The following is a 24,544-nucleotide window of genomic DNA, read 5'->3' on the forward strand; positions in this document are numbered from 1 at the left end:
AATAATTTTTACACCACTTGGACCTTTAATGAGTAATCAGAAGGTTGCCCCAGCGTGACAACCTCACGTGATTTACTCTTTTTCTCTGTAAATAAAATAATCAAACTCAGCAGGACAATCCCTTCCAGAAGTATCCTGACATTGCATTCCAACAAATGCTCCTGTAAAGAATCCCCCACCTCGAATGTAATCATCTGATAACTTATACGAATAGAAATCGATTGGAATTAATGTCCAATTTTCGCCATCAAAGGAATAAGAGTAACGATAGATGTTTGTTTCAACCTCAACTCGGAGATAAACATACTTAACAGAATCAGGAATATTGATTTCCTTCCCCTTTAACGGCTGGTCAAACGTAAAGTTATCGCATGTCGTCAGGTTTAGAATTCTTCCCTTTTCTTCATCCCAGGTAATTTGAAGCGCAGTCCAATTTTCCGTATTGTAATAATTTACCAGACCCGCCGCTTGCTGGAACGACTCTGGCTGAAATGACACTTTTGTTTCAGCCATAAAGTTAAAATGCTGCCAGCGTCTTGCTACAAAGGCCTGCTTAAATTTTGAAGTTAATGAATCTTTTCCATATAGGCGAAGATGCCCGGGGTTATCTGTTAAAGATAACGTGTCGTCTTCCAGCGGGATGCGCAAGGTTTGGAAATGAGAATTTAACACCTTTTGATTGAAATCATCTTTTTCCGGGTAATCTCTCTCCCATTTGACTTCTTCAATATTGGGGCCATCTATTTGTTGAGCAGGCTGATTACCACCGACAACATAAGGCCAGCCCTCTTTCCATTCTAATCTTTGAATCGCGGTTTCACGGCCAAGAGGACAATATCCCCGTGGATCAAGTAATGGCTGTCCTTCTTGAGGCAATGGCCGCCCCGTTAAATGAACTAAAAACCATTCATCAGTATGTGTTTTTACAATTGAAGCATGTCCTGCCTTTTGTAATGGGTTTCGCGGATAAGGCCAGGATGTTATTAATGGGTTGTCCGGATGAACCTCATAAGGGCCTTTTAGATGTCTGGACCTTGCTATGGTAGCCGCATGTTCAAATCGAGTTCCTCCTTCTGCTGTTAATAAATAGTAATAGCCATCTATTTTATAGAGATGTGGGGCTTCTGTTAGTTTAATATCTGTACCTTTAAAAATAACTTCAGGTTTTCCTATCAATCTTCCTTGATTATGATTGTATTCCTGTAGGACAATTCCATAAAAATTATGGTTACCTACTCGGGGATCCCAAAGCATATTTACTAAATACTTCCTTCCATCATCATCATGGAACAAAGACGGATCGAAACCGGAACTATTTAAATAAATCGGTTCAGACCATTCTCCGTCGATTTGATCGCATGTTACTAAATAGTTATGGGCATCCTTCCATTGTCCTTCTGTTACTTTTACATCGGTATAAATTAACCAAAATCGTCCATCATGATAGGATAATTGTGGAGCCCAAATTCCACCTGAATCAGGATTACCGCTCATGTTTAATTGACTTAAACGATTTAAAGGTCTTGCAATAAGACGCCAATTTTTTAAATCTTTTGAGTGATAAATCCCCACGCCAGGAAACCATTCAAATGTGGATACAGCTATATAATAATCATCCCCTGCACGACAAATACTTGGATCAGGATTAAAACCCGTTAAAATTGGATTTGTTATTGTTGTCATATCAATCAACCTCCTTACAATTTTGCATACTTTACCCCAATTCTCATAAATCTCATTTTGCAAAATTATCCTTCTATCAATTATTTTAACAAACTCTTAGAACGATCATCACCAATTCTCCCGAGCTGAATTTCATCTTTTATTTGAGGAAGGTACTTTTCATATTTTAATAGGGCCATTGTGATTAACATGAGAATTACCATAGCAAGTGGAAAATAAATCAACATGGTTTTCATAGCAAATATGGCACCACCTGATTGAGAAGATGCGCTAGCCATATATCCGCCAAATTGTAACGACCAGCCAACTAGAGCAGAAGTAATCCCTTGTCCAATTTTCATCCCTGCACTAGTTAAACTAAATACAGAACCTTGAACTGGAACTCCTGTTTTCCAATATACTAAGTCCCCAACATCAGCAACAATAGCACTAAGAGCAGCCTGCAATGGAACTAAACCGATTGCATTAACGACCAAACCAATGATTAATAAAGTCAGGTTTTCAGAAAAAATCGTCATAATCGCATAGGCAACAATCGATATAGCCAAACCTGTATTAACACTCTTTTTTACTCCAAATTTTGCAGCCAATTTTGGAGCTAAGAATAACCCAATTACCATTGGTAACAAGGCTGCCATACTTAACAAGCCCATCACGTCTTCATTTCCAAAAATATATGTAGCATAATAAACACGTATACCGTTTTCTGTCTGTCTTAAGTACCATAGAAGGTATAATACCAACGCTAAAATAAAATACTTATCGGTAAATAGTACTTTCAAAATCGGACCAAAAGACGTTTTTTGTCCCTCGTACTTCTTTTTCGCAATATTTCTTTCCTTAACATACCAGCCTGTAATCATTAATGGAACAGCACATAATAAAGCATAGATAGCAGAAGTAGCTGTCCAGCCTTTTTGGCCACCACCAAAGGCATCTACTATATAAGTTGTAAATGTAGTAATTGATAACACGGCAACGTTAGCAAAAATAAAGCGAATACTACCTAATGAAACACGATCTTTTTTAACATTTGTCATAAATGAAGTGAGCGAGGAATAAGCTACATTATTTGCCGTGTAAAATATAGATGAAATAAGAAAATAAACGAGAAAAATATAGATGATTTTCCCTGTTTGACCTAACGAACTTGGGACATTAAATAGAGCAAACGTTAAAAAACCTAAAATAGGGGCTGTCCAAAAAACCCACGGTCTTGCTTTCCCCATCTTGGAATTGGTATTATCAATAACTGTCCCCATAAATAAATCTGTGAATCCATCTGAGATACGAGCAATTAAAATAATGGTTCCAATAATCCCCGCTGCTATCCCGACTGTATCCGTCATATAAATGGTTATAAAAGATGCAATAAACGTCCAGGAATAGTTCGCACCAAAATCCCCTAAACCAAACGTAAGCTTCTCGCTCATATGTAGTTTTTGATTGGGTATAGTTCTCGTATTATTTACTTCCTGTTGGGCTGTTTCCAACCTCCCCACCTCCTTATTTATCTCACCATCAAGATGAAGCCAATCATATTTATTTATTTTTAACAAAGGATGTAACCCCTTACAATCAAATGAAAAGTTAGCCATTTGTCATTGACTTCCAAATCATAAGTCGAGTCACTCCATTTAAAGCTCGCCTGCTTTATTCTTCCTGAAACATAAGAGAGGATAATAGTATCCTCTCTTCTTTCAGTCAATAATTACTTTACATATTAGAAATATATTGAGTGTCCGAATTTTTGTGATCCTCTTTTTTCCACAAACTCTCTAATTGTTCTAGTGATTTTCCTTTTGTTTCAGGAACCATCTTCCATACAAAGAGTACAGAAATAACACTCATTAAGCCATAAAATCCATAAGTTAATCCCCCACTAATATCAATCATTGCAGGATATGTCGATGAGATAAAAAAGTTTGCTGCCCATTGCGCCGCAACTGCTATGGCCATAGCTTGTCCTCGTATTTTATTTGGGAAGATTTCAGATAGTAATACCCAGCATACGGGACCCCAGGACATCATAAAAGAAGCTGTGTAAAGTACAATGAAAATCAATGTCCATATTCCAAAAATTTCATTCTGAGCTAATATTGCAACACCAAACATTCCAATGGCCATTCCAATTGAACCAATTATTAAAAGTGGTTTACGTCCCCATTTGTCAACTTTCTGAATCGCAATTATGGTAAATCCGACATTTACAACACCCATAATAACCGTTTGAAGCATTGAGGCATTAGCGCCTGCACCCATACTTTCAAAAATGCGTGGTGCATAATATAAGGCTACATTAATACCAACGAATTGTTGGAATACAGATAATAACACACCCACTATAACTACAGTTTTTCCGAAAGCAAATAGTTTTCCACTCGTTTTTTGGGCATTTAATGATGCGGTAATATCAGATAAAACCTCTTTTGCTTTTTCCTTGGATCCATTAATTTTTGCCAGGATATTAAAGGCTTGATCTTTTTTGTTTTTCAATACTAAATATCTTGGTGTTTCAGGAACATAAAATAATAATATAAAAAATAACAATGCTGGTATAGCTTCTGAAGCAAACATAAATCTCCAGCCAAATTGATTAATCCATGTAGGTGGTTGGCCATTTGCTATACCCCAATTCACAAAATAAACGACTAATTGTCCAAAAATGACAGCAAATTGGTACCATGATACTAACTTTCCACGTGTTTCCTGAGGTGAAATTTCACCAATATAAGTTGGTGAAATGGCAGAAGCTATACCGACGCCTACTCCACCTAATATTCTATAAAAGTTAAACATAATCAATAGACCCATTGTTGGTTCATTAAAGTCAAAAAATAGAAATTCTGGATAAGCAGATCCTAAAGCTGAAAGTAAAAATAATAATGCAGCTAATATCAGGGAATTCTTTCGTCCTATGTTGTTTGAAAAGAATCCAGAAATTAAACCTCCTATAATACAGCCTATTAAAGCACTAGAAACTGTTAATCCATGAATAAATGAGCCTAAGCCCAGACTTTCTATTAAGTAAACTTCTACTGATTGCTCGGCACCAGAAATAACAGCTGTATCATAACCAAATAACAATCCTCCTAAAGTTGCAATTAACGCTATAGCAAAGACGTATAAATGATTCTTTTTAGTGTTCATATATTTGGTAAGAGCCTGTCATATTACTTAATAAGCTCCTACTCCCTCCTCCCTTCTGATGAAACGGATACACATTAAAACGCTTTCTTTTTAACAAAAATAAAATCATTATTAATAGGGGTTGTACGAACAGGCATACTGAATGTTACCTGTTCATACTTAAATATAAATTTTAAACCCTGAAATTCATTAAGCTCTTATTTATTGTTGCAGTTGTGTCATAGATTTGTTTATACAACGTAAATAATACTTGATATTTCTTAACATTCTCTTTGATAGGTTCATATATTTTTTCTTTTTGTAAAAAGGCTTCCGTACATTTCTCAAGCGATTCAAACCACCCACAACCATATGCAGCTATCATTGCAGCCCCCATACCAGGACCTTGCTCATTTGATAATTTAATGATTTTAGCATTGAAAATATCAGCTTGCATTTGAAGCCAGGTGTCATTTTTTGCTCCTCCGCCAATCGATATGATACTCTCAATTTGTTTTCCTTGATTACGGAAGATTTCGACAGATTCATTTAATGAAAATGTAATCCCTTCCAAAACAGCACGTACTAAATGCCTTTGTTCGTGGGAACTATCCAATCCGATAAAACTGCCTCGAATCGATGAATCAAAATGCGGAGTTCGCTCCCCTGCAATATAAGGAGTAAATAACAATCCATTTGCTCCTGGTGGAACCGAATCGACCTCTTTTACGAATTGATCAAAAGATTGATCCTTTGCTAAAACATCTTTAAGCCAATTTAGACTGAAACCCGCTCCCAGTGTGACCCCCATCGTATAATAGGCGTTAGGGGCACCATGATTAAAATAATGAACTTTTCCTTGAAACTCTTTATCCCCTCGATTTTCGTAGGCTAGCACAACCCCAGATGTTCCAATACTCGCTAGTGTATGTCCATCTTTTAAAATGCCTGATCCTATCGCGCCACAGGCGTTATCCGCTCCACCCGCAAATACACGGGTGGAAGCAGACAATCCAGTTTCTCTTGCAACTTCAGAAGATAGTGTTCCTACTTCATCATGTGAGGCAACAAGTGGCGGACAGATATCCTCATTAATATCCAGTAAACGACAAATCTCTTTACTCCACTTTTTTTGTGTGACATCCAGCAGGAGTGTTCCAGCGGCATCTGAGTATTCCATATTTAACGATTCCGTTAGCTTTAGGCGAACATAATCTTTCGGTAATAGAAATGTATCTACTTTCTGATAGATATCAGGTTCATGTTTTTTGACCCACAAAAGCTTCGGTAAAGTAAACCCTTCCAAAGCAAGATTTTTCGTAATCTCCAGTAATCGATCTTTTCCGACTTCATCATAAATTTGTTGACACTCTTCTGTTGTTCGTGTGTCATTCCATAAAATAGCGTTACGGAGAACCTTTTGATGTTCATCGAGCAAGACTAAGCTGTGCATTTGACCGGAAAAACTAATTCCTTCTATGTCTTCTGGATCCCCTTCAAATCCATTCATAACGTCTGTTAGCCCTGCTATCGTCTGATGAACCCAGTCTTCTGGATTTTGTTCACTAAAGCCGGTTTTTTCCTGAATTAATGAATATTCTTTTGAAACCTCCTGCGTTACTTGACCTTGTTGATTGATTAACAGGACTTTGACCGCACTTGTTCCTAAATCGACACCGATTACATATTTCATGTGAATTCCTCTCCTAAACTGAAATCTACTTATTTTGAGCATAGGCTGTTAACAAATATTGATTAATCGTAGCTTTAATTTTTTCTAACTGACCTGACTTATGGTGAATTTCTGTTAACCCTAGTGCATGTTCTTCCAGCTTATGAAAGTCTGTCTTTCCTTCCATAATATCCAGACCAATTCCTTCTGTATAGCTGTCATAACGATCTTGAACAACATTTTCCAACACTTGATCATCAAGTAGGTTTTGAGCGACTTTTAAGCCAACAGCAAAACTATCCATTCCGGCTATATGTGCGTGAAATAAGTCCTCTGGCTTAAAGGAGCCTCTTCTTACTTTAGCGTCAAAGTTTAGACCACCTTTTCCAAGTCCGCCATTTTTAACGATTTCATACATAGCGAGAGTAGTCGAATAGAGGTCTGTCGGAAATTCATCCGTATCCCATCCAAGTAACGGATGTCCCTGATTAGCGTCTACTGAACCCAGCATATTTACAGCACGTGCATAATGTAGTTCGTGCTCAAACGTGTGACCTGCTAACGTGGCATGGTTTGCTTCTATATTAAATTTAATATAGTCTTGTAAATCATAATGTTGTAAGAATGCATAACCACTTGCCACATCAAAATCATATTGGTGGCTTGTTGGCTCTTTTGGCTTAGGTTCAATTAAAAACTGACCATCAAAGCCGATTTCTTTGGCATACTCGACCGCCATATGATAGAAGCGACCCAAGTTATCTAATTCCAGTTTCATATCTGTATTAAGAAGGGTTTCATATCCTTCACGTCCACCCCAGAATACGTAATTTTGTCCACCTAACTCTTTACCAATTTCTAACCCTTTTTTTACTTTAGCTGCCGCATTAGCGTAAACATCCGCATTATTGGCCGAAGCTGCGCCATGAAGAAAACGCGGATTGGTAAAGTTATTTGCCGTATTCCAAAGGAGTTTTGTTTTGGAATCTTTCATATAATCTTTGATCATTGCAACAATCGTATCTAAATTTTGATTGGTTTCTCTTAAACTATTTCCTTCAGGTGCAATATCTACATCATGGAAGCAGAAAAACGGTACATTTAGTTTTTCAAAAAATTCAAAAGCTGCCTCAACACGTGCTTTTGCTAAATCCATTCCTTCATATTTATCCCAAGGGCGTTCTGCTGTTCCTGTTCCAAATGGATCGGATAAATCCTCCGTAAAAGTATGCCAATAGGCTACGGCGAAACGTAAATAGTCTTCCATTGTTTTGCCACCAATTTTTTCCTCAGGATTATAAAACTTAAATGCATATGGATTGGTTGACCCAGGTCTTTCATATTTAATGCTTTGAATGTTTGGAAAGAAACTCATCGTTCATATCTCCTCTCTATTTATGAAACTAATAGATCAATCTTTGTTTATCTTTTAAACTAAGTTTAACCGTAACTGAAAACGTTGTCAATCATTCATAGTTAAAAAATTATAAAATTTCCTCATTTCTATCGTTTGTTGACACGTTTTCTGACCTGAAGAACTATATATATAGCTCTATTAATTTATTTATTAAACAAAGTTTTGCTATTTTAGTACAATACAATCAATTTTTTGTGGTAAAATGAAGGAAATACCTACGATTGAGGAGATAAGGCATGCAAAAATTAAAAACCGGTGATCAAAATCTTGTAAAGCAGATGAATAAGTCGATTGTTTTTCATACGATCCAAAAAAAAGGTCCTATTTCACGGGCTCAAATATCAAAATTAACAGGTTTGAATAAAGCAACGGTTTCCACAATGGTCTCAGAAATGATAGATGAATCATTTGTCTATGAAATCGAAGCAACTCAATCGAGTGGAGGCAGAAAACCCGTTATGTTGTACTTTAATAATCATGCCGGCTATTCGATTGGTATCGACTTAGGTGTTAATTATATTTTAGGTCTATTAACAGATTTAAATGGGAATATCATAGAAGAGGTTAGTCAGGATTTAACAACCATTCAATACGGGGATGTGAAACAACAATTATATGCGGTTATTCAAACGTTAATAAACAAAGCTCCAGACAGTCCATATGGGGTTATCGGGATAGGTATTGGTGTTCCAGGTAATATCAATCATGAAGAAACAATCATTCTTGCACCTAATCTCAAGTGGGAACATAAAGACTTAAAAACAGAGGTTCAAAATGAATTCTATATTCCTGTAAAAATTCAAAATGAAGCAAACAGTGGTGCTATTGGAGAGCATATATATGGTGCAGGAAGAAACATTTCAAATTTAATTTACGTTAGTATTGGAATTGGTATTGGTACAGGGATCATTATTCAGGGAAACCTTTATACAGGCACCTCTGGTATATCAGGAGAAATGGGACACTTTACGATTGATGCAAATGGACGGAAATGTCGCTGTGGTAATAATGGCTGCTGGGAATTATATGCATCTGAAAATGCCCTTTTAGAGCACGCAAAAAAACAAAAGGTATTAGAAGAAACCAATGCAATCACGCTAAAACAATTAAGCACAGAAGCTCAAATGGGGAATAAAAAAGTGCTACAGGTTCTACACACGTTAGGAGAGAATATAGGAATTGGCTTAACCAATATCATTAATACGTTCAATCCGCAAATGATTATCATTGGAAATCGACTATCACAATTTAGCAGTTGGATTTCCAACCCTATTCACAATGTTTTAGATGAACGATTGTCTTACTATCATAAGGAAAATACGGATATCAACTTTTCTATACTTGGTAAGCATTCCATTGCACTAGGAGCTGCATCGATTTCCATTTCACATTTTTTCAAGGAAAACAAATTAGAAAACGAATAATATTGTAAAAAAGCCTGTCAACCACAAGGAGAGCATATAAGTCTTATAAACTCACGCTTAGATTAACAGGCTTTTTATCGTTTCTGTCAATTGTTATGTCCACGAAACAATAAATTCAGCATCCCCATTCAATTCATACTCCACAACACCGCTTGGCAGAATAAAATGAGTACCTTTGTTCAATTCATAGGTTTTTCCATTCATCATCATTTCAGCATCTCCTTCAACTACACTGACCTGTAAAAAATCTTTATCCTGTTTTTGCATAGATCTGCCCTTTAACTGCCAATGAGAAACCGTAAAATATTGGGCTTCTACAAGCTTGGTCATCGTTATATCATCAATCAGAGCTTGTTCTGGTGTTGGATTCACAGGTTGATGAGGCACTGTTGTCACTTGTTTAGCTCTGTCTAAATGAAGTTCACGTTTGTTCCCTTGTGCATCTGTTCGATCATAATCATATACACGATAGGTAATATCAGAGCTCTGTTGAGTCTCTAAAATAACAATTCCTTTCCCAATAGCATGAAGAGTGCCGCTTGGAACATAAATAAAATCACCTTTTTTTACTTTAACGCGTTGTAAAAATTCGTCCCACATCCCTTCATCCATCATTTGTTCCATTTGTTCACGAGTTTCTGCATGATGACCAAAAACAATCTCACTTTCCTCTTCAGCGCTTAGAACATACCAGCACTCGGTTTTACCGTAAGGCTGTCCTTCAACTTCACGAGCAAAGTTATCATCAGGATGAACTTGTACAGATAAATCTGCATTTGCATCTAAAATTTTGACTAAGAGAGGATAAGCCTCGTCATTGTCTTCTCTTTTCTGAAAGAGTTCTCCATGCCCCTCCCATGCTTCTTTTAAAGTTTTTCCTTGTAAAGGACCATTTTGAATCACACTAGGGCCGTTTGGATGAGCAGAAATCACCCAGGCCTCACCTGTTTGTTCACTTGGAATATTATAACCATATTCTGTTCTAAGTTTTTGTCCACCCCAGATTCTTTCCTGAAAAACGGGCTGTAAAAAGATAGGTTCCTTGTACATGGCAACTGCCTCCAATATCATTTATAGCATTTTTGTTGATCCTGGAACGGTAAAAAAGAGAGCGAAATCGCTCCCTTTTCGTTACCTTCATTCTAGCATAATCTTCAATTAAATCGTATCCAGTAACTTGTAAACTTCTTCTTTGGAATTGGCGTTTAACAGCTGTTCTCTAAATCCTTCATCCATGAGGCGACGTGAAAGCATCTGAAGGATTTTAAGATGTGCATCTCCGGCACTTTCTTCAGGTACAGCAATCATAAAGATAAGCTTGGCATCTGTACCATCAACACTTTGCCAATCGACACCACTGCGATTGATTCCAAAGACAACAGAAGGCTGTTTGACAGTGGATGATTTGCCATGGGGAATGGCAATATTCATACCAAGACCAGTTGAACCTTCTTCTTCACGTGACTTAATAGCTTGCTTAAACTCACTTGCAGAAGAAATGCGATTTTCTTTATTTAATGTTTGAATGAGTTCATCAATCACTTCATCTTTAGTTGATCCAGTAAGTTCTGGAATAATAAGATCTTGATTCGTAATATCCGTTAGTTTGTTTACCTCGATTTCTTTAGCTTCTTCCTTTGGTACACTTTTCTCTACTTTACTGTCTGCTTTATTTCGATCTACATTTTCAGATTCAGAAACTCCACCTGCAGGCACAGCTGCTGGTGATACGTCCTTTTTCAGAAGGTTAACCAGAAATGCTGTTACGACCGTTCCAACGATGGCAGCGATAAAGAACATTAACACATGATCAACTGCTCCTAAAACGGCAACGATTGGCCCACCGTGTGCCACACGATCTCCTACCTGGCCAATCATGGCAATAACGGCGCCTGTCATAGAACCAACCATGATACTTGGAATCACACGTAAAGGATCCTGAGCTGCGAACGGAATTGCTCCTTCCGTAATTCCAAATAATCCCATCGTAAAGGAAGCTTTTCCCGTTTCACGTTCGGCACGCTGAAATTTTCTCTTATTCATAAAGGTTGCAAGACCCATACCTAGAGGCGGTATACAGATAGCAACCGCAATGGGTCCCATAATTTCATAGTTTCCTTCAGCAATCATAGCTGAGCCAAATAAGAAGGCAACCTTATTAAATGGTCCACCCATATCGACAGCAATCATCGCTCCAAGAATAAGCACTAAAAGAATGGAGCTTGCTCCCTGCATTCCTTCCAGCCATTGCGTTAATCCTTCGAATAGACTTGCAACTGGAGAACCGATAACAAAAATAAATAGCATACCAACAATAAATGTAGCAATAATTGGGATGAAAATAATCGGCATCACAGGCTGAACCGCTTGTGGTACTTTAATTTTCTTAATAGCTTGTGTGATATAACCAGCCAAAAAACCAGCAATGATTCCGCCAATAAAACCAGCGCCTGCTTCACTATCGTAAAAGCTGCCATTATTGGCAATATATCCACCAATCATACCTGGTGCAAGACCAGGACGATGCGCAATACTTACCGAAATAAAACCAGCTAATATTGGAACCATAAAGCTAAAGGCTGCTCCACCAATCGCATTGATTTGAAACCAGAAGGAATCTTCAGGAATGACAATACCGCCTTCCGTTTGCTCTCCCCCAATGGCTAAAGCAATCGCAATTAGTAATCCGCCGATTACGATAAAGGGAATCATGTAAGAAACTCCATTCATCAGATGACGATAGATTGGATTTTCTTTCTCCTTTTTCTTTTGCTTTTCTTCATCTGCCTTAGCTTGTACATCTGGTTTGTAAACCGAGACATTTCCCTTTTGAATGCGGTTAATTAATTGTTCAGGCTCACGAATTCCCTCCTGTACACCTACAACAACTAATTTCTTTCCGGCAAAACGTTCCTTAGATACTTCTTTATCACTTGCAATAATAATACCGTCAGCTTGTTCGATATCCTGTTCTGTTAATTCATTTTCTACACCAATGGATCCCTGTGTCTCAACCTTGATATCAATACCCATTTCTTCTCCGGCTTTTTGTAAGTTTTCTGCAGCCATATACGTATGGGCAATACCAACTGGACAGGCAGTCACCGCTAGTATTTTCATTGGTTTCCCTCCTCATAAGCTTGTTACTTTACTGTCTACATTCATTATAAAGCGCTTTTATATAAAAAAATAATATATTTTTACCAGAGTTCCGGCAAAAATATATTATTTCGAAAATAAATGGATAATGTCTGATTTACTGTGATCTTTTCTCAGCTTTTCTCTTATTTCGGGACTTTCACTAATGCTCGATATGGTTTGCATAAGAGAGCGTAAATGCCTTTGATCCTGTTTCCCTATGGCCATTAAGAAGACTATCGATACCTTTTCTGTTCCCCATTCGATTGGTTCCTTAAGAGTGGCAATGCCTACAACAGATTTTTTTACAAGTTCCGGCTGGGCATGTGGAAGTGCTACTCCTCCTCCAATCGAAGTTGGTGATGTTTTCTCACGTAAAAGAATTTTATGGATAATTTTACGTGCCTTTACGAATAACCATTTGCTGATGTCACTCAACTAATCCTTCCACTTCAAGGAAATCTCTAGCCACACTTTCAGCACTCTCCCCTTCAACATTGACACGATAATTCATTTCACGCATTTGATCATCACTTATCATACCACCGAGTTTATTTAGAGCCTGTTTAATTCCAGGGTACTTTTCAGCCGTTTCTGCCCGCAGTAGTGGTGCTCCCTGATAAGGGGGGAATAAATGCTTATCATCTTCTAAAACCTTCAAATGATATTGCCGAATTTCACTATCAGTAGAATAGGCGTCAACCAATTGTATGTCACCAGATTTAATTGCATTGTAGCGAAGCTTAGGCTCCATTGTGATAACCTCTCCAAAGTCCATTCCATATAACTCCTGGATACCTGCATAACCATCCTGTCGATCATTAAATTCCAGGGTGAATCCGGCTGTAATTTCATCTTCAATCGGTTTTAAATCCGAAATCGTTTCAAGCCCCTTATCCTGTGCCAACTCATCAGGAATAGCCAAAGCATATGTGTTGTTGTAAGCCATAGGCTCAAGAAGGATCATATCAAACTGTTCCTTCAAGCCATCCTTTGCCTGCTCATACACATCACGCTCTTTTGTACTAACCGCCTGTTCATTTAAAAATTGTACAATTGCTGTCCCTGTAAATTCCGGATAAATATCAATTTCACCAGTTTTCAAAGCGTTAAACACAAAAGAGGTTTTGCCTAATCCCGGCTCCAGTTCAACATGTAAATCTGTTTCTTCTTCAATAAGCTGTTTATACATTTGAATTAAAATTTCCGGCTCAGATCCAAGCTTCCCGCCGATAACAATGGTCTCCTGCTCACCCTTTAACATAAACGGTGTCACAATAAACAATACAGCTACAACCACTAATACACCGGTGGTCATGAAAATTTTCCGGAATGATAACTTCTCCATTTTCCGTAATAAAACATCAAATAAAATCGCTAAAAGTGCAGCCGGTATCGCACCTAAAACAATGAGATTGGAATCATTTCGATCAATACCAAGGAGAATAATATCCCCTAATCCGCCTGCACCAATTAATGCAGCAAGTGTAGCGGTTCCCACAATTAAGACCATAGCTGTTCGGATACCTGCCATAATAACAGGCATCGCCAGGGGAAGCTCTACCTTTCGTAATTTTTTTATTGAATTCATGCCCATCGCTGTTGCTGCTTCAACAAGCGAAGGATCAATGTCTTTTATACCTGTAAACGTATTTCGTAATATTGGAAGTAATGCATAGGCGACAAGCGCAATAATCGCAGGAATTTTCCCAATCCCCACAAGAGGAATGAGTAAGCCGAGTAAAGCTAACGAAGGGATCGTCTGTAATACAGCAGTTACCCCAATGATTGATTCTGCTATTCTTTCTTTACGCGTTAAGTATACTCCAAGCGGAACAGCAATGATTACGGCAAAAAATAACGAAATAAAGGATATTTGCAGATGTTCAATAAATGCCCGTATAAGCTCTCCTTGTCTCTCTTGAAAAACATTAATCCATTGCTCCATGCTTTTGCCCTCTTTCTTTACCCTGATTTGCTAAATATCCAAGAACCTGCTCACGATTAATGGTTCCTATGATGTTCCCATCCTTTTCTACCGGCAAGTTATCCTGCTCTGATAAGTGTTCAATGACTTGCTGCAACGTTGTTGAAGCTGGCAAAGGCCGTGTTTTACCCTCAATTTGTTCGGGCTGATTAAGATGTATCAGCTTCTCAAGATCCACCTTCTGATTCTGCAAAGGGTGTTTTGTACCGACAAAATCCTGGACAAATTCGTTAGCTGGACGTTTAAGGAGATCATAAGGTGTACCTATTTGCTCTACTTTCCCATCACGCATCACACAAATACGATCTCCAAGCTTTAAAGCCTCCTGCATATCATGGGTGACAAAAACAACGGTCTTTTTAATGTTTTGCTGAAGGTCCAAAATATCATCCTGCAATTTCTCTCTTGTTATCGGATCAACTGCACTGAAAGGCTCGTCCATCAAAATCAGATCAGGATCTGCTGCTAGTGCCCGAATGACCCCAACTCGCTGCTGTTCACCACCTGAGAGTTCGCTTGGTTTTCGGTTTCGGTAAGTGTCCGGAGCTAACCCTGCCATCTGCAATAATTCATCAATGCGATGCTGAATTTTCTCCTGATCCCATTTTTTCAAATCCGGTACAATGGCAATATTTTCACTAATTGTCATATGAGGAAACAAAGCTATTTGTTGTAAAACATAACCTATATTCCACCGTAATTCATGGATATCATAATCACTTATTTTTTTATCCTGAATGCGTATTGTCCCTTCTGTTAAGGGAATGAGACGATTAATCATTTTAAGGGTTGTGGTCTTGCCTGAACCACTAGGACCGATAATGACAAAAAATTCCCCATCCTCAACGTCTATATTGACATTTTTCACTGCACGTGTCCCATCAGGATAGGTCTTGCTTACATTCTGAAAGGTAATCATGTTTTTACTCCTTACTTCAATAGATTGTTATTGGCTACTTCTATGATGCTAATAAATGCCATTTATATTCATTGTTAACAAGTTCATTGAAGAAGTCAAAAAGAAGGCCTGACTAATGATAAGTCAGACCCTGAATAAGAATATCTATTATTCTCCTGTTTCCGCAAAACGCTTAATTCGTTCTCCTATCTTATCTCTAACACGTTGGAAGACCTGCCACTTCTCCTCTTCTGTTCCTTCTGCTTTTGCTGGATCATCAAATCCCCAATGCTCTCTTTTAACCTGTGGAGGTGTCATTGGACAGCGGTCATTGGCATCTCCACATAGTGTGACGACCATGTCTGCCTTATTTAAAAGCTTAGGATCAATCGTTTCTGATTGTTGACCAGAAATATCAATATCCACTTCCTTCATTGCCTTTACTGCATTAGGATTAAGACCGTGCGCTTCAATCCCCGCACTTTTTACCTTCCATTCATCACCAAGATGCTCCTTAGCCCAGCCTTCAGCCATCTGACTTCTGCAGGAATTCCCCGTACATAAGAAATAAATCGTTTTTTTCGACATAGAGTTCAGCTCCTTTGGGGGTGGTGCCTGTCACCACCCGAATAATCTTGTTTCACAAAATGTTTCACAGAGGTTTAAAAAATCAATAATGTAATGTATAGCCCTAATAACGTAATAAATAAAATAGGAATGGTTAATAGGATTCCTGTTTTAAAATAAGTTCCCCATGATATTTTCACACCTTTTTGCGACAGGACATGAAGCCAAAGTAAGGTGGCCAATGAACCAATAGGGGTAATTTTTGGTCCTAAATCGGAACCAATAACATTAGCATATACGAGGGCTTCTCGCATCACTCCTGATGTACTTGTTTCAGCAATCGCCAATGCGTCAATCATCACAGTTGGCATGTTGTTCATGATGGAAGAAAGAATAGCAGCAAGATATCCCATCACAACCGTTGCAACAAATAATCCCTGTTCAGCGCTCGCCTGAATCAGACTGGCTAACAAATCTGTCAGCCCGGCATTTCGCAGTCCATAAACTACTACATACATTCCTATTGAGAAAAAGACAATATCCCAGGGGGCTCCTTTTACAACAGTTTTTGTATTGACCGCCTGACTATTCTTTGCCATCCATAGAAAGACGATAGCAATGGTACCTGCGACAATGGAGACAGGTAAATGGATAAATTCACTTACAAAATATCCTGCAAGTAGAATGCCCAGGATATACCATGAAATTCGGAATAATTTCTCATCCTGAATCGCTTCCCTTGGTTCTTTTAACTGAGACCAATCATAACCTCTCGGAATACTTTTTCGAAAATAAATAAATAAGACCACTATAGTTGCCACTAATGAGAATAAGTTTGGAATAATCATCCTTGAAGCATACTCAGCAAATCCAATATCAAAAAAGTCTGCGGAAACTATGTTGACAAGGTTACTTACGACTAGTGGCAGTGACGTCGTATCCGCAATAAAACCACTTGCCATAATAAAGGGAAAAATCATTTTCTCTTTAAAATTTAAATTCCTTACCATGGCCAATACTATTGGAGTTAATATGAGTGCTGCACCATCATTGGCAAAAAAGGCCGCAACAAGGGCACCTAAAATACTCACATAAACAAACATCAGGACACCATGACCTTTGGCCGCTCTCGCCATATGTAAGGCTGCCCACTCAAAAAATCCGATTTCATCAAGAATCAATGAAATTAAAATAATAGCTACAAAGGCTAGTGTGGCATTCCAGACAATCTCCGTAACTTCAATCACATCCTGAAAACCAACAACACCAACCAATAACGCAATAATCGCTCCACCAATCGCTGACCAGCCAATGGATAATCCCTTAGGCTGCCATATAACTAAAATTAAAGTTGCCAAAAATATGATAATAGCTAATACTACAGACAATGACAAAACATAATACCTCCCACTAACAACAAGCTATTCTTCCCCCGTTTTTCTCCAGCTCTTTTAATTTTTCGCCTTGATCAGGCAAAGTTTGAAGAATTTGTCTTACAAATGGATAAAGTTCACTTACCTGATTTAAAGAATAAAAAATCCATTGACCTTTTCGTTCTTCTTTCACCACCCCGGCATCTCGTAATTTTCGAAGATGCTGGCTTATTGAAGGCTGACTCATTCTAAAGATTTCTACAAATTCACATACACAACAGTCAGTTTCATCCAGAATTTTGACCATGGTTAAACGAGTTTTGTCTCCCAATAACTTGAAAATCATCGCAGCTTTTTCCATATCCATTGCAACTGCTTCCAAAATAAACACCTCCTTTTTTATCCGGATATTACTATATAATAATTTACTTATATATTCAATTAAAAATGCTTTTAAACTATGACTATATTAAAGCTTATTGCTAATTTTCTACCAAGTTGATTGAAGCGGAAGTGAGCGAGAGTCCTGCGAGAAGAGGGCACTGACCAGACGTATGTCCAGGATGCTCCTGAACCGCCCACACAAAGCGAGTGTAATGGGAGAAGAACAACACCTATGTTTAACAGAAACTTAACTATAAAAGTGGAGTGATGCTGCCCTAAAAGAGATCATATAATGACAAGACCTAATCCTATCGAACGTAAACCTTAAACAAAAGAAACTACCTCATTAATACAGGAGGTAGTAAAGCTAGTTTTAGTAAGCACATATCCGTTTTATACTTTGAATTTTGCTACATGATGTTATCAAGCATTTCGGTGAATACTTTGTAATCTTTTGCCCTTAACAACTGTTGAACCATCCATGCGTTATCAATAATACTGCCTAACAATTTATAAACATCCTCTAAATCCTCAGTACTGCCTTCTTTAACACATAGCAAACAGACAAACTGTACAGATTTATCATGCCAGGTTATAGGCTTCTTTAAAGTACATACAGATACGAATGTTTCCCTTGATTGTGGCTTTATTGGATGTGGAATGGCAACTAAGTTTCCAAAAGAAGTAGGTGCAATATTTTCCCGTTCATAGACCAATTCTAAGAAGTTGTTATCAACCAATCCTCTTTTTTCCAGGTTGCTGGTTAAGTGTTCAAGGGTTTCTTCCTTTGAATTAAATGACTGCTGCAAGAACATCAAATCTTGACGGAATAAAAATGAGATGCTTTTATGATTATCGATTACAAAGCTTCGAATCCTGCCCAAATCATTATCACCTAATATAGCATTCACTTCAATTACTGGAACAGGTAATTGCTCTGATATCGGAATGGAGCTGACAATAAAATCAATATGATTTAAATCAAACTTATTAAGCTTATAATATTCTGTCGTTCCTACCACTTCTACATCTTTGTAAAATTGTGTTTTCAATTTATAGTAAATTAATTGGGCCGTACCATAACCGGATGCACAAACGATTAAACATCGTTTAGGCCCTGATTTTAGTCTTTTCCTTTCCATTGCCGCACCAATATGAAGAGCAATATACCCTACTTCATTTTCATCCATTTTTATATTTATCTCATCCTCAATCGAAAGACTAAAAACTAATCCAGCTTCAAAAGCTAATGGATAATTCTTCTTAATATCCTCCAGCATCGGATTTCGAATATTCATTCCATACTTATATCGATTAATAGCAGGCTTTAAATGCAGTTGCAGGCCCATGAATAACTCTTCATCATTTTGAATACCTAATTTCAATTCTTTTTCAACTTTCTGAAGCGAAATCTTTAATAAACGATACGTATCATTATCTATTACCTCTCTGGCCTTACCCTCTCCATTCCTATTTTTCTCTAATATCATTTTAGTTCCTAGTAAATGCATCGTGATATATGCAACTTCAGGTTGAGGAAATTTTACATCAAACACTTCTTCCACATCATGTACAATTTCCTGTGCGACTTCAAATTCCTTTTTATTTTTTAAATGCTGGATATCTCCCTGATACAGATCCACTTGAAATCCACTGTGAATACGTTTATAAGCAATAGCTATATGAATGAGCAGATTATGGATTGCAATGTCAGATAGTGTGATGTGGTGATTATTCAACTTCTTCAAAATGATTTTTAGAATAGTGTCTAATATTTTTTGTGAAAATGCTGAATCGTAAATCTCATGTAACTCATTCGCTTCATCAGTATGATCAATCAAATATTCTGACATACAAAAACGTAGCTTAAGCTCAGTTCCTCTAATCTTCAAACCATAATTAGGTCGTGCTTCCCATGTAATATCAAATCTGGCTAATCGATTCTTTACTGCTTTTAAATCATTCTGTATGGTTGATTTGCTTACATATATTTCATCAGCTAAATCCTCTAATTTGATGTATCCCTCACTTAATAACAAACGTTTTATTAAAAATGCTACCCTTTCTTCTGGCGATTTTGGTATGGAGTGTTTGTCAAATGCATCTTCATTCAATTCCTCTTCTATAAATTGAAAAAACTCTTTATTATCCTGGATATTTAATTTATAACCTTGTCCCATTACCGAACTAATTTTTGCCCTGTGTGATGATAGAAGGTCATTCATTTTCTTTATATCATCTCTTATCGTACGTGAGGAAACCTGATTGATATTTGCCAGATAATTTCCTGAAAGGGCCGATTGTGAAGCCAATAATTCACGTAATATCCTTTTCATACGGTAGTTCAACAACGCCTTTTCACCTCAATTATTCGAGAATATTCCTATTTCAAAATAAAAGGGCCTGATTCAAGCCAAGAATCAGAACCCATTACTACTCCATGTCATAGTGATAGTATGCTGCCGATTAACCAAAGCATGTAGAATACATCATAATCAAGCTTGTATAAAAACCCTACCAATCTTAAAATCCATTATTTTTTGATACTTCTTTAATCCAATGAGCACTTTTCTTAAGTGTTCTTTTCTTCGATTCAACATCCATTGAAACAAAACCATATCGGTTTTTATACGCGTTCATCCAGGACCAATTATCCATAAATGACCATAAATGATATCCTTTTGTATTGCAGCCTTCTTCAATTGCTTTATGCAGCCATTTCAAATGTTCTTTAATAAATTCTATACGATAATCGTCCTGAATTTCTCCATCTTTTATAAAACGATGCTCATCCTGAACTCCCATTCCATTCTCCGAGACAAACGATTCGATATTCCCATAGTTTTCTTTTAGATTCATCATGATATCGTAAATACCTTTTTCATAGATTTCCCATCCACGATATTTATTCATTTTTCTACCAGGCATTTCATAGTGATCAAAAAACCAGTCTGGCACAAATGGACTATACGGGTTAGGCAAATGTTCTTTCGCCTTGACTCTTCGTGGCTGATAGTAATTAACGCCTAATATATCCGCCGTATTATTAAGAAGTAATTCACGGTCACCTTTTTGTGTAACCGGCAATTGACCGTGTTCTCTTAAAATTTCTACTAATTCCTGTGGATACTTACCTAATACTGCTGGATATAAGAAACTACGATTGAAAAACAAGTCTGCGATACGTGATGCTCTTAAATCGGCCGGATTTTGACTTCTGGGATAAGAAGGTGTGAGATTTAAAATAATCCCAATTTTCCCATCTATAAAATCTAAAGAATGAAACACTTCGACAGCTTTAGCATGAGCAACAATAGTATGATAAGCCACTTGTGCAGCACGTTTTGCATCTACTACATTGGGATAGTGAAAATCGTATAGGTAACCACCTTCAACAGGAACAATAGGCTCATTAAAGGTAAACCACTTTTTAACACGATCACCAAATAAACGGAAGCATTTTTCTGCATATTTCTTATATGCCTCTACAACCTCTCTATTCTCCCATCCACCTTCATTTTGTAATTCCAGTGGCATATCAAAATGAAATAGATTAACGAATGGCTCAATATCTTTAGCAAGAAGCTCATCAATAACATTGTTGTAAAACGTAACAGCTTCAGGGTTCACTTCCCCTCGCCCACCTGGAATAAGCCTTGACCATGAGATAGATAAACGAAACGTGTTATGACCAATTTCCTTCATTAAATGAATGTCCTCTTTATAGTGGTGATAGAAATCAGAGGTAGACTCAGGGCCTACATTGTCAAAAAAACGATTGGGTTCTGTTTTATACCAATAATCCCAAATATTTTGACCTTTCCCCCCTTCATTTGCTGCTCCTTCTATTTGTGTAGCGGATGTGGCACTTCCCCACCAGAATCCTTCTGGAAATTTATATTGCAAAGTCACTTTAAAACCTCCCCTTATTTATTGCGATAAAGTTCAATAAATTCAACTGCTAAATCTTTAACGGTCATAGATGTCATTAAGTGATCCTGAGAGTGAACCAGGATTACGTTCACTGATTCTCCTGTTCCACTTGCTTCATTTTGTAATAATTTAGTTTGATAACTATGAGCTTTACTTAATTCCTCACCTGCTTCTTCTATTAGACGATCCGCTTCATCAAAGGCGCCTTCTTTTGCCAGCTGAATGGCTTCCATAGCATTCGATTTCCCGTTTCCTGCATATAAGATAATTTGAAAAGCGATTTCTGTCATGTTATCCATCTTCATTCACCTCTAATTTAGAAAATCACGAAAGCCCTTGATTCCTGTGATTTCTTCAAAAATTATTTTATCCTTTGAAGTATTCTTTTCATTTTCGTAGTAATTTTTATCCAAAATTTTTAAGAATGGCCACCATATAAGCATGACAACAATGAGATTAAAGGCTTGTAATACGGCGCCTTGCCAAGCATTACCCGTTGCCAGATATCCACTTAAAATGGGTGGAGTAGTCCACGGAACAATGATACCCGCAGGTTTAGGGACCAATCCGGTTGACATTGAAAAATACGTAATAACTGTAACAACGACTGGTGCAAGAATCCACGGAACTAGTACTAACGGGTTCATTACGATTGGAAGACCAAATATAATCGGTTCGTTTACATTAAATATTCCAGGTGGCGTACCTAATTTACCTATTTGTTTAAGCTGTCTACTTCGCCCAATTAGGTAGATTAAAAGAATTACAGCTAGCGTCATTCCCGTTCCACCCATGCCAACAAGGAAAGTGTCAATAAATTGTTTAGTTATTACATTAGGGAGTTCTGTTCCTGCTTGGAATGCCTGTAAATTTTGGTCATTCAACGCATACCAAATAGGATCAAAAACAGAATTCACAATGATTTGGCCGTGCAATCCAAAGAACCAAAAGACTTGAATGAGTACTACAGCTACAATGGTTGCAGGTAAACCACTGCCTAATGCTGTTAAAGGTTGCTGAATAATGGTATAAATAAAATTCTGTACTGTTTCAAAAGGTGTAAAACTAAAGCCTATACGTGTTAACAGGAACACTGTTAATGTTAATGCGATAGGAATTAGCGAGCTAAAAGATTTAGAAACAGCATCCGGTACTCCAGCAGGCATCTTAATTGTCCAATTTTTTTGTACAAAGAATCGATACAATTCTGCCGCAAAAAAAGCTGTGAACAATCCAAGAAACAAACCTTCTGCACCAAGAATAGAGGTTGGAATAACTCCGGTAACATCCTCTAAAACCTGTGGTGTCAAGATCAAAAAGGCTGCTAGTGCTACAACACCACCATAAATAGGACTCTCAAGTTTATACTGCTCCGTTAATTTATAGCCTATACCAATAATAACGAAGGCACCCATAATACTTAATGTTGCATTTGATGCTGGGTTTAAAGCACTTTGATAAGCTGCATAGGCCTCTTTACTTAATAATTCATCCAAAAATGGAAAGTTTGCCAGAACAACAAACATAGACCCAAAAATAATCAATGGTAAGGCAATCATAAATCCGTCACGCAGCGCTGTTAAATAACGATTATTGTTTAACTTATCAGCAATAGGAAGTAAAATATTTTCTAATACTTGCATAAATTTATTGTTTTCCATACCCTTATCCCCCTTTATAAAGGCTTTTTCCCGATTAAATCCAATGCTTTATCTAAAACGGCAGCTCCATCTACGCGCCCATAAGCAACCGGATCAATAGAATCGATTGGTACCCCTAATTCATCAGCTTTTTTGGAGAATTTTCTCTTCATAAATCTCATTTGTGGCCCTAAAAGTAATACATCAGCTTTCTCCATATAGATTTCCGCCTTATCCTGAGAGACAGCCCAAATTTCAGCTTCAATCCCCCTCTCTTTTGCAATATCCTGCATTTTCTTAACTAATAAACTCGTTGACATACCTGATGAACATGCTAATAAAATATTTTTCATCTATGATTCCTCCAAATCTGTAAGTGTTTTTATATCCTTTTCATTCTTCATCTTAAAATAAAAGCGCTTTCAACTACACCTATTGTTTTTCCGTTACGTAAAGGAAATTATTGTACGTTTTCGGATTATACTTTGTTAATAAAAATCATTAAAAAAACCTTCCAGCTTGAGCATGGAAGGTTGACATTAATCATAAACTATTAAAGATAACAATCTAACTGATTAGGCTTTCCTAAAAGATAGCCTTGACCTAAAGTAATTCCCAATGTTTTAGCTGTTTCCAGTTCTTCATGTGTTTCAATCCCCTCTAAAATAAGCTTTATCTCATGTTTGCTACAATAATCTAAGAAAAAACGAATCATATTCTGTTTATTAGGAGACTGATGAAGACCACTGGCAAAATGTTTATCCAGCTTGATAAAATTGGGACTTAGTTGGATAATACGTTCAAACGTTGAGGCTCCTTTTCCAACATCATCTAAGGCAATGTAGAGGCCCAGCGACTGTAATTGAGACAACGTTTTTTTGAATAACGGTACATTATGGATGAGCTCTGATTCATTAATTTCCAGGACCATACGGATATCTGACCCAATTCCATCTGGAAAAGCTTCCTTTAATAAGCTAAAAAAAGTCTGGGACAAAAGGGTTGAAGGATATACATTTAAGAAAACATATACACTGGAATCCATGATTTCCGCTACATCTTCAATGGACTGAATGGCTTTAATAATTGACGCCGTATCCAGCTCAAATAACCGATTTTTCTGGATAGCTGTGTTAAATAAAGTTTCAGGATTTTGTATATAGTGAGATCTTAATAAACCTTCATATCCAATGGTTTGATTTTGATTTTGAATATCTATTATGGGTTGAAAATGATGAAAAAACAATTGCTGATCCAAAATAGATTCAAAATTTTCCCTTTCAAAGTTATCCATGTTTT

Annotated in this window: 20 protein-coding genes; 1 reads left to right on the plus strand and 19 read right to left on the minus strand. The window is 37.2% G+C overall.

Annotation, left to right across the window (positions count from 1 at the left end):
• Nucleotides 1–72: 72 nt before the first annotated feature.
• The 5 genes from BMX63_RS08385 to xylA all read right to left on the minus strand — a co-directional run bounded on the left by BMX63_RS08385 (nucleotide 73) and on the right by xylA (nucleotide 7,859).
• Nucleotides 73–1,683: a glycoside hydrolase family 43 protein gene (locus BMX63_RS08385; protein ID WP_093134123.1), complete on the minus strand. Its 1,611-nt coding sequence runs from the start codon at nucleotides 1,681–1,683 to the stop codon at nucleotides 73–75.
• A gap of 80 nt (nucleotides 1,684–1,763) precedes the next feature.
• Nucleotides 1,764–3,185: an MFS transporter gene (locus BMX63_RS08390; protein WP_425441466.1), complete on the minus strand. Its 1,422-nt coding sequence runs from the start codon at nucleotides 3,183–3,185 to the stop codon at nucleotides 1,764–1,766.
• A gap of 214 nt (nucleotides 3,186–3,399) precedes the next feature.
• On the minus strand, nucleotides 3,400–4,833 hold the full coding sequence (gene xylE / locus BMX63_RS08395; protein ID WP_093134129.1) for a D-xylose transporter XylE: 1,434 nt from the start codon (nucleotides 4,831–4,833) through the stop codon (nucleotides 3,400–3,402).
• Between the two features lie 172 nt (nucleotides 4,834–5,005).
• A complete protein-coding gene (xylB, locus tag BMX63_RS08400) occupies nucleotides 5,006–6,505 on the minus strand; it encodes a xylulokinase (RefSeq protein ID WP_093134132.1) in 1,500 nt (499 codons plus the stop codon).
• A gap of 25 nt (nucleotides 6,506–6,530) precedes the next feature.
• Nucleotides 6,531–7,859, minus strand: coding sequence for a xylose isomerase (gene xylA, locus BMX63_RS08405; RefSeq protein WP_093134134.1), 1,329 nt, complete (start codon nucleotides 7,857–7,859; stop codon nucleotides 6,531–6,533).
• Between the two features lie 278 nt (nucleotides 7,860–8,137).
• On the opposite strand from xylA, the gene BMX63_RS08410 reads away from it, so the two are divergent.
• A complete protein-coding gene (locus tag BMX63_RS08410) occupies nucleotides 8,138–9,325 on the plus strand; it encodes an ROK family transcriptional regulator (protein ID WP_093134137.1) in 1,188 nt (395 codons plus the stop codon).
• A gap of 93 nt (nucleotides 9,326–9,418) precedes the next feature.
• On the opposite strand, the gene manA is transcribed toward BMX63_RS08410, so the two are convergent.
• The 14 genes from manA to BMX63_RS08480 all read right to left on the minus strand — a co-directional run bounded on the left by manA (nucleotide 9,419) and on the right by BMX63_RS08480 (nucleotide 24,539).
• Nucleotides 9,419–10,375 (minus strand): mannose-6-phosphate isomerase, class I, encoded by a 957-nt coding sequence (gene manA / locus BMX63_RS08415; RefSeq protein ID WP_093134140.1) that lies wholly within the window; start codon nucleotides 10,373–10,375, stop codon nucleotides 9,419–9,421.
• 108 nt (nucleotides 10,376–10,483) lie between these two features.
• A complete protein-coding gene (locus tag BMX63_RS08420; RefSeq protein ID WP_093134142.1) occupies nucleotides 10,484–12,445 on the minus strand; it encodes a PTS fructose transporter subunit IIABC in 1,962 nt (653 codons plus the stop codon).
• A 105-nt stretch (nucleotides 12,446–12,550) separates the two neighbouring features.
• The gene (locus BMX63_RS08425; protein WP_093134145.1) at nucleotides 12,551–12,901 is read right to left on the minus strand and encodes a PTS sugar transporter subunit IIA; all 351 of its coding nucleotides are present in this window, start codon (nucleotides 12,899–12,901) and stop codon (nucleotides 12,551–12,553) included.
• Nucleotides 12,894–14,411 carry an osmoprotectant update ABC transporter permease/substrate-binding subunit OpuFB gene (opuFB, locus tag BMX63_RS08430; RefSeq protein WP_093134148.1) on the minus strand — a complete coding sequence of 506 codons (1,518 nt, stop codon included), beginning with the start codon at nucleotides 14,409–14,411 and terminating at the stop codon, nucleotides 12,894–12,896. The genes BMX63_RS08425 and opuFB overlap by 8 nt, the downstream gene beginning before the upstream one ends.
• Nucleotides 14,395–15,369 (minus strand): ABC transporter ATP-binding protein, encoded by a 975-nt coding sequence (locus BMX63_RS08435; RefSeq protein WP_093134150.1) that lies wholly within the window; start codon nucleotides 15,367–15,369, stop codon nucleotides 14,395–14,397. The genes opuFB and BMX63_RS08435 overlap by 17 nt, the downstream gene beginning before the upstream one ends.
• Before the next feature lie 147 nt (nucleotides 15,370–15,516).
• Nucleotides 15,517–15,936, minus strand: a complete 420-nt coding sequence (gene arsC / locus BMX63_RS08440) for an arsenate reductase (thioredoxin) (RefSeq protein WP_093134153.1) — start codon at nucleotides 15,934–15,936, stop codon at nucleotides 15,517–15,519.
• A gap of 74 nt (nucleotides 15,937–16,010) precedes the next feature.
• On the minus strand, nucleotides 16,011–17,309 hold the full coding sequence (locus tag BMX63_RS08445; RefSeq protein WP_093134156.1) for an arsenic transporter: 1,299 nt from the start codon (nucleotides 17,307–17,309) through the stop codon (nucleotides 16,011–16,013).
• Between the two features lie 16 nt (nucleotides 17,310–17,325).
• Nucleotides 17,326–17,655, minus strand: a complete 330-nt coding sequence (locus BMX63_RS08450; RefSeq protein WP_425441467.1) for an ArsR/SmtB family transcription factor — start codon at nucleotides 17,653–17,655, stop codon at nucleotides 17,326–17,328.
• Nucleotides 17,656–18,082: 427 nt separating this feature from the next.
• On the minus strand, nucleotides 18,083–20,008 hold the full coding sequence (locus BMX63_RS08455; RefSeq protein ID WP_245732780.1) for a BglG family transcription antiterminator: 1,926 nt from the start codon (nucleotides 20,006–20,008) through the stop codon (nucleotides 18,083–18,085).
• A gap of 187 nt (nucleotides 20,009–20,195) precedes the next feature.
• The gene (locus BMX63_RS08460) at nucleotides 20,196–21,584 is read right to left on the minus strand and encodes a glycoside hydrolase family 1 protein (RefSeq protein ID WP_093134164.1); all 1,389 of its coding nucleotides are present in this window, start codon (nucleotides 21,582–21,584) and stop codon (nucleotides 20,196–20,198) included.
• A gap of 14 nt (nucleotides 21,585–21,598) precedes the next feature.
• Nucleotides 21,599–21,904 (minus strand): PTS sugar transporter subunit IIA, encoded by a 306-nt coding sequence (locus BMX63_RS08465; RefSeq protein WP_093134167.1) that lies wholly within the window; start codon nucleotides 21,902–21,904, stop codon nucleotides 21,599–21,601.
• A 12-nt stretch (nucleotides 21,905–21,916) separates the two neighbouring features.
• The gene (gene celB / locus BMX63_RS08470) at nucleotides 21,917–23,266 is read right to left on the minus strand and encodes a PTS cellobiose transporter subunit IIC (protein WP_093134169.1); all 1,350 of its coding nucleotides are present in this window, start codon (nucleotides 23,264–23,266) and stop codon (nucleotides 21,917–21,919) included.
• A 14-nt stretch (nucleotides 23,267–23,280) separates the two neighbouring features.
• Nucleotides 23,281–23,598 carry a PTS sugar transporter subunit IIB gene (locus BMX63_RS08475; protein ID WP_093134172.1) on the minus strand — a complete coding sequence of 106 codons (318 nt, stop codon included), beginning with the start codon at nucleotides 23,596–23,598 and terminating at the stop codon, nucleotides 23,281–23,283.
• Nucleotides 23,599–23,798: 200 nt separating this feature from the next.
• A complete protein-coding gene (locus tag BMX63_RS08480; protein WP_093134174.1) occupies nucleotides 23,799–24,539 on the minus strand; it encodes an EAL domain-containing protein in 741 nt (246 codons plus the stop codon).
• Nucleotides 24,540–24,544: the final 5 nt, after the last annotated feature.

This window comes from Salinibacillus kushneri (genome assembly GCF_900111405.1).
GTDB lineage: Bacteria > Bacillota > Bacilli > Bacillales > Alkalibacillaceae > Salinibacillus > Salinibacillus kushneri.